A 12,383-nucleotide genomic window follows, 5' to 3' on the forward strand; every position below is an offset into this window, starting at 1 on the left:
AGCAAATCGTTTTAATTGTTATGGAGGAAGTTCATGAATCAACGAAAAAGACAGGTACTTGATAGTGCATTGCAGCTTTTTATCGAAAAGGGCTTTCATGAAACATCAATACAGGACATTTTAGACAAAGCGCTTATTTCAAAAGGGACATTTTATAATTATTTCTCATCTAAAGTGGAATGTTTTATATCGATTATGGAGCAGACCCGATACGAAGCAAGCTTATTACGCCACGAAATGCTGCTAAATCAAGATATTACCGATGAAAACTTATTATTGGAACAAATTCTCGTTCTTATGCAAATTAATAAAAAGCAAAACTTAGTATCCGTGTTCGAAAATATCTTTCAATCAAATGACAAGGAGCTCCGTCAATTATTGGAACGTTATCGCCAATTGGAAATCGAGTGGGTATCCAATCGTTTCACAGATATTTTTGGCGAGGAAGTCCGCCCTTATTCTCTTGAGCTTGCCATTTTATATTTTGCGATGGTTCACCATTTAACCTATTCCCACCGTCTCTTCTACAGTGAAATGATCGACCAAAAGAAAATTTTGCGAATTGCATTACGTAACGTTAAAGCAATTTATCCAATTATGTTGGAAAATGGTGAAATCCTCATTACACAGGATGCCCTTCAACTTGTCGAAGAGAAAAAAATTTACCAGTCGATTACAAAGAACGATTTAATCGAAAAGGTCCAAGGATTCCTTGACCAGTTAAAACTGGATACTGACAATGAGGTAGGGGCTCAATTCACTGAAAGTATTCTGGATGAACTGCAGCGTAATGAGTTACGTCTTGCTGTTATCGAAACTTTGCTTAAACCCTTCCGTGAAGCTTTTACAAACACACCGCATGCCGGGGAAAATGTCGAACTTGCAAATTTATTATGGTACTTTATCAAAAACGGGGACAAGAAGTAACTTGCATCTGATTCTCTCAACAATAAAAGTCGTATTGAACGTTATCTGTTCAATACGACTTTTTATTAGTTATTGCTCGTCGAGATGTGTACTTTCAATTGCTTGCCCTTAATCGGCGTTGTTTTCATCGCTTTTAACACAAGATTGCCTTTACCATTTAAAATTTCTACGAATGTAGAGGTATCCAGAATCGTAATAATGCCGATATCTGCAGCGGTCATCCCCGGAATTTTTGCAATCGTTCCGACAAAATCAACAGCACGCAGCTTTTTCTTCTTACCGCCATTAAAATAGAGCTTCGTAATATTTGCATCGACTTTGGCATTCTTTTGTTTTTTCTTTTGTGGTCGGCTTTGCATTTTTTTGTCAAATGCCTCCGCCTTTGCCTCTACTTCTTCATGTGTCGGCAAGTCCATCTTCGGAATCGAAAATCCGATCAGGTCTTCAATCCCTGCCAGGAAGTCATGTTCAAACGGGGTAACAAATGTAACAGCCTTCCCTTCCTTGCCGGCACGTCCTGTTCGGCCCGTACGATGTACATATGCTTCCTTTTCCATCGGCAAATCATAGTTAATTACCAACGAAATGTTCTCGATATCAATACCGCGCGCCGCAACATCTGTTGCCACTAAATAGCGGAAGTCACCGCGCTTATAGTCATTCATGACAAGTAGACGAGTTGACTGGTCCATACCCCCGTGCAGCTTATCGACGCTGTATTCACGGTCATATAAATAATCGTGCAATGCATCGACACGATCTTTCGTACGGCAGAAAATAATACACGTATCCGGATTTTCCACAACCGCAATTTTTTCGACAGCAGCTGTTTTTTCATCGTCCTGTACTTCAATAACCGCATGCTCAATTTTTGGCGCAGCCTCTTCCGAATGTACTTCGATATCAACCGGGTCTTTTAAATAATTGGATGCCAGCTTTTTTATCGTATCCGGTACTGTCGCTGAAAACAGCATTGTTACTTCACGATGCTCCACATGAGCCAATATCGCTTCAACTTGCTCGATGAAGCCCATGTTTAGCATCTCATCTGCTTCATCAAGGACAACATAGCGAATTTTATCAAGCTTCAATGTTCCCTTTTCGATATGATCCAGTACGCGTCCCGGAGTACCAACTGCAATATGTGTTTTTTGCTTCAATTCGTCCTGCTGATAACGGAACGGCTGCTTTCCGTATAATGCGGTAGTTTTAATACGTTTGTAACGTCCAATATTGGTAAACTCTTCTTTTACTTGGACAGCCAATTCACGTGTCGGTGTTAGTACTAGTGCTTGTGGCTTGTTTTCAATCCAATCAATATTTTCGCAAATCGGGATTGCAAATGCAGCAGTTTTTCCGCTTCCTGTTTGTGCTTTAACAATTAGATCTTGTTCCTTTAATGCATGGGGCAGCACTTTTTGCTGAACTTCAGTCGGTGTGCTGTAATCCAAATCTTTAAGCGCACGCTGTAATTCTGGTGATAATGGATAGTCGTTAAAATTAGTTGTCATATTTATTCCTCATTTTCTTCTATTAATGAATGATTCCCGGATCAACAATAGCGATAAATTTTCTCGTTGCTTTTGAAAGTGAAACATTTTTTAAATGGACAATCCCTAAATTACGCTTAGGAATTGGTTGTTGGAGTTCAATTTCATATAAAAGCCCTTTATCCAAGTAATCTGTCGCAAATTCCTTTGTTACACTTGCGACACCTAAATTAATTTTTGCAAATTCCAATACTAAATCATGTGAGCCTAATTCGAATTCAGGTGAAATTGTATAGCCCTGTTCTTTTAAATAGTTTTCCACATAATTACGAGAGTTTGCCTTTTTCTCCAAAAAAATTAACGGCAGCTTCATGAGCATATCTAGGCGAATTGGCTTCTTTGATAAATTTTTATATTTTTGTCCGCACACAAATATATCATGAATTTCCTTACAAGGGATAACTTGAAGCTGTGGATCTTGAATCGGCAAGTTGCATATGCCCAAATCCGCTTCCCCAGATTTAATAAAAGCTAATATTTCATTCGTTGTACCGTTTAAAACCTTTAGTTTAATGCCAGGATATTTAATATGGAATGCCTCTAAATAAGGCAGTAAAAAGTATCTTGAAATCGTATCCCCAACTCCGATACGTAAAACGCCTGTACGCAGATTTTTAAATTCTGCGATTTTCTCTTCACCCGCGTCTAAAATACCAAGAGCGGAATTGACATATTCGTGTAACAATTCGCCTTCTTCAGTTAAGGTTACCCCTTTTGGCGTTCGGTTAAATAAAATTGTATCAAGTTCTTTCTCAAGTTTTGAAATAGACTGGCTAACGGCCGGCTGTGTCATATATAAAGCCGTTGCTGCCTTTGAAAAACTTTTACTTCGACTTACTTCATTGAAAATACGATATGCTTCCAACTTTATTATCATATAACCCTCACTTATATCTGATATTAGAAATATTAATTTTACTTATATCACATGAACAGGTTATAGTAAACATTGTGAGATTACTTATGTTTTGCTTAACAGTAAGCAAAAGCAATTAAAATATAACTTACAGCTATTGAAGGAGAGATTATTTTGGAACGTGTAGTAGGAACGGTTGTACGAGGTCTTCGTGGCCCAATTATTAATGAAGGGGACGATATTGTTCAAATCGTTGTTGATACAGCGTTAAATGCTGCAAAAACAGAAGGCTATGAAATTGAGGATCGTGATATTGTGACAGTGACAGAATCTGTTGTTGCACGTGCACAAGGTAACTATGCTAAAATTTCAGATATCGCATCTGATGTAAAAGCAAAATTCGGTGATGACACTGTAGGTGTGATTTTCCCGATTCTTTCACGTAACCGCTTCTCTAACATTTTAAAAGGAATTGCAGCAGGTACAAAGAAAATCGTCCTTATGCTAAGCTACCCATCTGATGAAGTGGGCAACCATTTAGTATCATTGGATGAACTAGATGAAAAAGGTATCAACCCATGGACTGATGTGCTGACAGAAGCTGAATTCCGTGGCCATTTCGGTTATAACAAACATACATTTACAGGTGTAGACTACATCGAATATTATAAAGAATTAATCGTTGAACAAGGTGCTGAAGTTGAAGTCATCTTCTCGAACAATGCAAAAACAATTTTAGATTATACGAAAAGCATTTTAACTTGCGATATTCACTCTCGCTTCCGTACAAAACGTATTTTAAAAGCTGCTGGAGCAGAAAAAGTTTATGGTCTTGATAACATTTTAGCTGAATCTGTAAACGGATCTGGTTCTAACTCTAATTACGGGTTACTTGGATCAAACAAATCGACAGAAGATAGCGTGAAATTATTCCCGGACAACTGTCAACCAATCGTTGATGACATCCAGGCGAAAATTTTAGCGGCTACAGGGAAACTTGTAGAAGTAATGATCTACGGTGACGGTGCATTTAAAGATCCAGTTGGCCAAATTTGGGAACTTGCAGACCCTGTTGTATCACCTGCTTACACGCCAGGTCTTGACGGTACTCCGAACGAAATCAAGTTGAAGTATTTAGCGGACAATGATTTCTCTAACTTGCATGGTGAAGAATTAAAATCAGCAATCAAAGAATATATTAACAACAAGGAAGAAGATTTAACTGGTAATATGGCGGCTCAAGGTACAACACCTCGTAAGCTGACAGATTTAATCGGTTCATTATCTGACTTAACTTCAGGTTCAGGCGATAAAGGAACACCAATGATCTACATCCAAGGGTATTTCGATAACTATACAAAATAAAAAACATAAAGACTCATTTCCGTCAGTGGAATTTGAGTCTTTTATTTCGTATTTAAATAGATAAAAAAAACGGTGCAAATTTTAAATTTCAAAATTTGCACCGTTATTTTATTTAAGCTTACTTCTCAATACCCTCTGTCCATTTGTTTACAACATCCTGGTTTTCTTCAACCCATTGTTGTGCTGCTTCTGCAGGTTTTGTTCCTGAGTAAATGTTCAGCATAACTTCTTCGATATCTTCTGTTGTCCATTCAAAGGCATCTAAAATCTTGAAAGCGTCAGGTGACTCTTTTTCTAAGTTTTGACGCACAAATGTGTGAATGCTTTCTTCTCCGCCGAATACGCCTTCAGGATCTTCCAAATATTTTAAATCATAATTGGCAAATTTCCAGTGTGGGCTCCAGCCTGTCACAACGATATCTTCCTCATTTTTAATCGCTTGTTCTAAAGCAACTGTCATCGCACCCGATGATGATGGTTGTAATGACCATGATTCCAGGTTTGGATATGTTTCAAGTGCTCTTTCAGCAGCTGCAACTACACCTGCACCCGCTTCAATACCCGTAATTGTTGAGGCCGCTTCTGTCGATAAATCAGCAATTGATGTTGCTTCCATATAACTTGGTACAACTAATCCAATTTTCGCACCTTGCAAGTTTGGTCCTAAATCTTCTACATCTGCCCCGTATTTTTCATACTGTGAAGCATGTGTAGCAGGTAACCAGCCAGATACCATTGCATCTGCTTCACCTTTAGAAACTGCTTCCCACATGATGGCATTATCCAATGGTGTAATGTCAACGTTATAGCCGACACTTTCCAGTACTTCTGCAACTACATACGTAGAGGCAACTTCTGAATCCCATTCTACATAGGCTAATTCGATTGAACCTAGATCTTCTTTAGATGACGTTTCTTTTTTCTCTGTTGTGTCATCTCCACACGCAGCTAATAATAGCGCCGCACTCATTGCTGTTGCTGCAGGCATCCATTTTAATTTTTTCATTTTACTTTCCCCCATTTGATTTTTGTTTATTTAAACTTTGTGTTAAACGGTCTACGATAATAGCGAAGATTACAAGACTGATCCCCGCAACAAATCCATTACCGATTTGCGCTCGTTGTAGAGCCGATAATACTTCTCGACCTAAACCAGGTGCACCGATCATCGATGCAATAACGACCATCGATAATGATAAAAGTACCGTTTGGTTAATACCGGCCATAATTGTAGATTTTGAAAGTGGCAATTCTACTTTTACTAATTTTTGAGTGAAAGTACTACCATAAGAGTCCGCCGCTTCGATTAAATGAGTCGGAACTTGACGGATACCGAGATTTGTAAAACGTACAGTTGGTGGTAATGCGAAGATAACTGAAGCAAATACACCTGGTACGACACCAATCCCGAAAAATGCAACGGCTGGGATTAAATATACGAACCCTGGCATTGTTTGCATAAAGTCTAAAATTGGTTTTAAAATTTCTTCTACTACTTTTGATTTCGACATTAGAATTCCAAGTGGTATACCGATTACAATCGCGATTAAACTAGAGAACAGCACGAGTGTAAATGTATTCATAAGCTGATCCCATAAGCCTTGGTTTAAGATGAACAGTAAACCAATGATTGAAAAGAGGGCTAAACCGAATTTTTTGCCTGTTGCGAAAAACGCTAGTACAGCAATGATTAAAATAAATACATATGGTGGAATCGCTGTTAATGTGGATGTTACAAAATCCATTAAATCTTCACCGTTGTTCTGAATGAAACGGAATTGAGCAGAAAACGTATCTGTAACAAAATCCATCAGTTTCTCAACATTTTCTGCAATCGGTAATGGTGTTGCCAAATTTAAAAGTTTACTCATTGTCTACACCCCCGTTTTTTTCAGAGGCTAACGACTCTAAAACAACTCCACGGATTAAGACTCCGCGCAGTTTTCCCTCTTCGACTACTGCTAATGGTGTCGGAGAATCGGAAATAACCGATAAAACATCCTGAATAATTGTAGATGGCTCCACTATCGGCATATCGTTACGTAAAATTGATTGCAGTGATTTTTCACCGGATTGCGCAAGCTCCAGAGCATCATTTGCAGTAATATAACCTAAATATTTTCGGGCTTTATCTACTGCGAGCAGGACACTTACTTTATCTTCTCTCATACGCTGCAACGCAACTTTTGGCCCTTCATGATCAATTTGAATGGTCATCGGACGAATCATCGCATTTTCTGCCGTCAATACTTTCGAACGGTCTACATCTTCCAGGAATGAACGGACATATTCATTTGCAGGGTTTGTCAAAATTTCTTCCCCTGTTCCTACTTGCATGATCTTTCCATCCTTCATAATGGCAATACGATCCCCAATACGAAGTGCTTCATTTAAATCATGTGTAATAAAGACAATGGTTTTTTGTAAATTAGCTTGTAACTCCAATAGCTCATCTTGCATCTCTTTACGAATGAGCGGATCAAGAGCAGAAAAAGCTTCATCCATTAATATGATTTCTGTATCATTTGCCAACGCTCGTGCAAGTCCTACACGCTGCTGCATACCACCTGATAATTGATCTGGATACTGGTCTTTATAGGAGAGCAACCCTGCATTCTGTAAAGCCTTTTCTGCTTTTAATCGTCTTTCCTCTTTTGGAACGCCTCTGACTTCCAGGCCATACTCTGCATTTTGTAAAATGGTACGTTGCGGGAATAATGCGAAGTTTTGAAACACCATGCTCATTTTTTCCCTGCGAACTAGCTGCAGGCTCTTTTTATTGAGCTTTGTAATATTTTGATCATCTATATAAATATCACCACTCGTTGGTTGAATGAGACGATTGAGTAAACGGATTAATGTAGACTTCCCACTTCCTGAGAGCCCCATGATTACGAAAATCTCACCCTCTTCAATTGTCAAACTAGCTTCATATACACCTACAGTAGCATTTGTCTCTTTTAATATCTGTTCTTTGGATTTTTCTTGCTTCACGAGCTTTAATGCCTGTGATGTATTTTTTCCAAATACTTTAGTGACTCGGTCAATTTTAATTTTCCCCATAATCCACTTCCTAATATAATTAATTTCACGCTAGTAACAACTTTATATTTATCTCAGGTTGTTAAAAGCAACAACTTTTATATTAATATACGTTGTTACTATTGTCAAATAAGAATTGATTTTTTTGATCCTCTATCTAGAAATAAAGTCCCTTAAACAGAAAAAACTACTCCCGAAATACAATGAGGGAGTAGTTTGTTTTTGTTATAAATTTGACGACCTTTATCTATTCTGATCGAAAGTTGTTACTTTCTAGCTGTAAAAAGTGTTTTACATTCGAATAACATTCTTCTTTACCAATAAAAAATAATGTATCTCCGGCAGAGAGTGTTGCGTATGGACCCGGCGAAACAATTAGCTCATGATCTTTTTTGATGCCAATTATTGTAGCACCCGTTTCCTGCCAGAAATTGATTTCGCCAACATTTTTCGATAGGAATGGGCAATTTTCAGTAATATCGATTTGAAAAGGTACAAACGGGTTTATCGATTGATAGCGGCTAGTCCGATTGACCATTTCTCCTAATGTATCCTGGAAATGATGCAACTCATCAATTTGGCGTTCAATACTGTCGGTTAATTGTTTTTGTAAATCTCTTATTGATTTAACGCCAGTTAACCGTTGAATGTATTTAGCAGCATTTTCATAGGAAACGATGACAACACCGCTCCCCTTTGTCGCTTCTACTATATTTAGATCCTGTAGAACGGCAATCGCTCGTCTCGCGGTTTCTGATGAAACACTGTATTGAGATGCCAGCGATGAACGGGCATAAATCTTTTCCCCGACAACATATTTTTTTTCAACAATTTTAGCGGCAATATCTTCTGCTATTACTTGATATTTGGGCTGCTTAATTTGGATTTTCTTCTCCATTATTTGCACTCCTTTGTGCTGTGTTCAGTATGCATAAGCAAAATTCCTATATTTATACTATATCGAAATTATATACCTTTTTATAAAAACAACAAATAGTTCGCTGATTTTAAACAGTTCCATTTCAATAAATTGAATTAAACTATAGGTATTTTTTTCTGTTAAATACTAACAATAACATTATTAACTTTTTTATTCGAGTTATTTCTCATTTTTTCGACAAAACTAACACTTTAGCACTTTAACTCAATAAACTTGTTTATTATCCAGAAAAATGATGATAAAATTTTGACTATTGTAAATTAGAAATAGGTGTGAAAATGGAAAAATTATTTAGAAAAAAACCAATCAATGACCTTTTACTTAAAAGCGGAAACATGCAGTTACCTAAAACAATCGGTCCTTTTGATTTGATTATGTTAGGTGTCGGTGCCATTGTCGGTACAGGCATATTCATTTTACCGGGCACGGTCTCTGCGCTCCATGCAGGCCCCGGAATTGTATTCTCCTTTACGATTGCTGCAGTCGTATGTGCATTAGCCGCACTATGTTATTCTGAATTTTCTTCTACTGTACCCGTTGCAGGTAGTGCCTATTCATATAGCTATATCGTTTTTGGAGAAATCATAGCATGGCTTGTCGGCTGGGCATTATTATTGGAATACGGTCTCGCAACTGCTGCCGTGGCAACAGGCTGGTCAGGTTATTTCGTTTCGCTGCTGGAAGGATTGAGTATCCATTTGCCGGTCGCTTTGACAGGGGCATTTAGTCCTGAAAACGGTACTTATATTAACTTACCTGCGATATGTATTATCTTTGCGATAGGTGCTTTACTGTCATTAGGAATGAAAGAATCGACACGTTTTAATGCATTATTGGTCGCAATTAAACTTGGTGTTATTTTATTGTTTATTGTAGTAGGTGTCTTTTATGTGAAGCCTGATAACTGGACACCTTTCCTGCCATTTGGAATGAGCGGTGTTTTCACAGGTGCCTCGCTCGTATTTTTTGCTTACTTAGGGTTTGATGCCGTATCTTCTGCTGCCTCGGAAGTAAAAAATCCACAGCGGAATATGCCAATCGGAATTATCGGTTCCTTGCTTGTCTGTACTGTCTTGTATGTAGTAGTTTCACTTGTACTGACAGGGATTGTTCCATATACAGACCTGAATGTAACCGATCCTGTATCTTACGCGATGCAAGTAATCGATCAGGAATGGGCAGCTGGAATTATATCACTCGGGGCTGTCATTGGCATGATGACCGTTATATTAGTGATGATGTACGGCGGGACACGATTGTTAATGGCGTTTGCCCGTGATGGCTTAATGCCAAAAATGCTTGCACACTTAAGTGAAAAGCGTAAAATGCCTGCTAAAAATACGTGGCTATTTACAGTAATTATTTCATTTTTTGCAGGGTTTGTTCCATTGGATTTGTTGGCGGAACTTGTTAATATGGGGACACTGGTCGCGTTTATTTTTGTTTCTGCCGGCATTTTATCTTTACGTAAAAATAAAGAATTGCCACAAGATCGATTCAAAGTACCTTTTTATCCCGTTTTACCAATATTATCATTTATTTTATGTATTTTACTGATTACACAACTTTCCTTGCACACATGGATCGCTTGCGGTATTTGGTTTATTATCGGTATAATCGTTTATTTTGCGTATGGAAAAAAACATTCTACGATGAATTCTTAATCTAAATAGTTGAACAGAGTTGGTACTATAACCGCTCTATATAAAAAGCGCAGCAAATTAGTTCCGATAATTTGCTGCGCTTTTATTTTCTGAAAAATTCCCTGTCTTTGAAAAAAGCGATATGCAAATTTTCTGACCTTATCAAATTATTTGTTTTTGAACCTTTTACAGATGCCAACGAATTGCTAATATGAAAGATAATTTCAAGCAAGGGAGCGTCATTTACTATGGAATCATCACGACCACTCACTACTTCATCAGAAAAAACAAAAGATTTAATTATTACGAGCCTTCTCATTTCACTCGTGTTCGTAGCCACATTTTTTATTAATATCCGCTTGCCGATTGCTGCAAATGGGGGGCTCGTTCATTTAGGTTCTGCCATGCTTTTTATTATCTCAATTTTATTTGGTCCGAAGAAGGGCGCAATGGCCGGGGCATTCGGTATGGCACTGTTTGATATTTTATCCGGCTGGACATTATGGGCACCATTTACATTCATTACTCGCGGTCTTCAGGGCTATATTGTTGGTAAAATTGCGACGATGCATGGAAAAAATGGCGGAAGTTTTATTTATAACTTTGCGGCTATCGTTATCTCGGTTCCCTTTATGCTTGGCGGTTATTATATTTGTGAACGTGTTCTCTACGGAAACTGGGTCATTCCACTTGCATCAATTCCAGGAAATCTCGTTCAAAATGCAGTGGGTCTTATCATTGCAATACCAGTATGTATCGCTTTGAAAAAACTGCCCCTTTTTAAATAAAATGAAACTTTAATTAGTGGGGGGTTCCTCATCCCCTATAGAGACGGGACCCCGTTAATGAGGATAAAAAAATTGGTTAGCGGCCAATTTCGCTAACCAATCCTATTTTTATTTTACTAATTTGCTAATTGCTTTAAATGCATCGCCTTTTGCTACTTGCTGCATTTCGAATAATGCCATTTCCACACTAGTTACGCGTGCACCAAGCTGCATCATTTTCTGGATGCCTATCTCTCGATTACTCGCTGTGCGTGAAGACACACAGTCTGCCAGCACTTCGACTTCATAACCGTTTTCCAGTAATTGAGCTGCTGTTTGATACACACAAATATGGGCTTCAATTCCGGCCAATAAAATCTTCTTGCGTCCTGTTTGCTGTAATGCTTGTACAAATTCCTCAGTATCATAAGCACTGAATGTAATTTTTTCAATCGGTTTTTCATCTGTTAAATGCTCCGCAACTCGCTCATCTGTCGGACCAAGCCCTTTTGGATATTGCTCAAGCCATAAAATAGGTAATTCCAATAATTTTGCCCCTTGTACCATTGTGGCGATATTACCTACAACTAGTGCACTTTCCTCAACAACTTGCGCCAATTTCCCCTGAATATCAATCAGTACTAATACTGCTTCTTCTTTTTTTAACATGAATATACCTCCCCTAAGTTGCATTCTTCTCTATTATACTGAACTTTTCCACTAAATGAATAGTAGATCCTCCATTGAAACGAAATGGATGACAATGTATAGTGAAAAGAGAAATGGAGGATTTATATGTTGCGTCTTAGTTGGCTCATAAGTATGGGCATTAGTTTATTTGGAGTATTAATTATTCAGCACTTTTTTACGGTAAAACCGGACGATGTTGCAAATGGAGGAAATCTTGGGGCACTAGGTTTAGCACTAGTTGCACCATTTATTATACTTAGTTTATTTATTACGTTTCGCTTCTTTACTGAAAGTGCAAGAAACGCAAAAGATCAACTTATGCGTATGATTTATTTAGTATTTGGAGTGGCGCTGTTAGTGGCGTTCATCTATTATGCTATTGATTTTTCAAATAGTGTGTATGCATCCCTCGGCGGTGATACGAAGACACCCGGTTCCACAATTTATCGTTTCCCCCTATTAAATGAGTACACGAATCACGTTTTTCTTAATTTTTATACATTTGGAATTGTCCATACTTTAAGTGCTTTAGTCGGTGCTGCTACAGGAATGGTCAAGCCTGCCAAACAGTCTCCGCAATAATAAAAACCCGAATGGTTTGAA

General features: G+C 38.0%; 12 protein-coding genes. 5 read left to right on the plus strand and 7 right to left on the minus strand.

Annotation, left to right across the window (positions count from 1 at the left end; translation table 11 throughout):
• The first annotated feature begins 33 nt into the window (after window positions 1-33).
• Window positions 34-927 (plus strand): TetR/AcrR family transcriptional regulator, encoded by an 894-nt coding sequence (locus AC6CH1_RS11505; RefSeq protein ID WP_498317582.1) that lies wholly within the window; start codon window positions 34-36, stop codon window positions 925-927.
• 65 nt (window positions 928-992) lie between these two features.
• On the opposite strand, the gene AC6CH1_RS11510 is transcribed toward AC6CH1_RS11505, so the two are convergent.
• Window positions 993-2,438 carry a DEAD/DEAH box helicase gene (locus AC6CH1_RS11510; protein ID WP_498317584.1) on the minus strand — a complete coding sequence of 482 codons (1,446 nt, stop codon included), beginning with the start codon at window positions 2,436-2,438 and terminating at the stop codon, window positions 993-995.
• A 22-nt stretch (window positions 2,439-2,460) separates the two neighbouring features.
• On the minus strand, window positions 2,461-3,354 hold the full coding sequence (locus tag AC6CH1_RS11515) for a LysR family transcriptional regulator (protein WP_251686544.1): 894 nt from the start codon (window positions 3,352-3,354) through the stop codon (window positions 2,461-2,463).
• Between the two features lie 153 nt (window positions 3,355-3,507).
• Between AC6CH1_RS11515 and AC6CH1_RS11520 the strand changes: the two genes are divergently transcribed.
• Window positions 3,508-4,698: a coenzyme F420-0:L-glutamate ligase gene (locus tag AC6CH1_RS11520; protein WP_427708712.1), complete on the plus strand. Its 1,191-nt coding sequence runs from the start codon at window positions 3,508-3,510 to the stop codon at window positions 4,696-4,698.
• 118 nt (window positions 4,699-4,816) lie between these two features.
• Here AC6CH1_RS11520 and AC6CH1_RS11525 read toward each other — a convergent pair whose 3' ends face one another.
• The 4 genes from AC6CH1_RS11525 to AC6CH1_RS11540 all read right to left on the minus strand — a co-directional run bounded on the left by AC6CH1_RS11525 (window position 4,817) and on the right by AC6CH1_RS11540 (window position 8,638).
• A complete protein-coding gene (locus AC6CH1_RS11525; RefSeq protein WP_498317586.1) occupies window positions 4,817-5,704 on the minus strand; it encodes a glycine betaine ABC transporter substrate-binding protein in 888 nt (295 codons plus the stop codon).
• Between the two features lies 1 nt (window position 5,705).
• Window positions 5,706-6,569 carry an ABC transporter permease gene (locus AC6CH1_RS11530; RefSeq protein ID WP_251686541.1) on the minus strand — a complete coding sequence of 288 codons (864 nt, stop codon included), beginning with the start codon at window positions 6,567-6,569 and terminating at the stop codon, window positions 5,706-5,708.
• The gene (locus tag AC6CH1_RS11535) at window positions 6,562-7,761 is read right to left on the minus strand and encodes a quaternary amine ABC transporter ATP-binding protein (RefSeq protein WP_251686540.1); all 1,200 of its coding nucleotides are present in this window, start codon (window positions 7,759-7,761) and stop codon (window positions 6,562-6,564) included. The genes AC6CH1_RS11530 and AC6CH1_RS11535 overlap by 8 nt, the downstream gene beginning before the upstream one ends.
• A gap of 226 nt (window positions 7,762-7,987) precedes the next feature.
• Window positions 7,988-8,638, minus strand: coding sequence for a GntR family transcriptional regulator (locus AC6CH1_RS11540; RefSeq protein WP_079528304.1), 651 nt, complete (start codon window positions 8,636-8,638; stop codon window positions 7,988-7,990).
• Between the two features lie 320 nt (window positions 8,639-8,958).
• Here AC6CH1_RS11540 and bcaP point away from each other — a divergent pair, with 320 nt between their 5' ends.
• On the plus strand, window positions 8,959-10,344 hold the full coding sequence (gene bcaP / locus AC6CH1_RS11545; protein ID WP_498317588.1) for a branched-chain amino acid transporter BcaP: 1,386 nt from the start codon (window positions 8,959-8,961) through the stop codon (window positions 10,342-10,344).
• Between the two features lie 227 nt (window positions 10,345-10,571).
• Window positions 10,572-11,111: an ECF transporter S component gene (locus tag AC6CH1_RS11550; protein WP_251686538.1), complete on the plus strand. Its 540-nt coding sequence runs from the start codon at window positions 10,572-10,574 to the stop codon at window positions 11,109-11,111.
• Between the two features lie 108 nt (window positions 11,112-11,219).
• Here AC6CH1_RS11550 and AC6CH1_RS11555 read toward each other — a convergent pair whose 3' ends face one another.
• A complete protein-coding gene (locus AC6CH1_RS11555; protein ID WP_008404996.1) occupies window positions 11,220-11,759 on the minus strand; it encodes a hydrolase in 540 nt (179 codons plus the stop codon).
• Window positions 11,760-11,885: 126 nt separating this feature from the next.
• Here AC6CH1_RS11555 and AC6CH1_RS11560 point away from each other — a divergent pair, with 126 nt between their 5' ends.
• Complete coding sequence (locus AC6CH1_RS11560) at window positions 11,886-12,362, plus strand: nucleoside-diphosphate sugar epimerase (RefSeq protein ID WP_427708705.1); 477 nt, start codon at window positions 11,886-11,888, stop codon at window positions 12,360-12,362.
• The last annotated feature ends 21 nt before the right edge of the window (window positions 12,363-12,383 follow it).

The sequence above is a fragment of the Solibacillus sp. GQ1 genome (genome assembly GCF_059758555.1).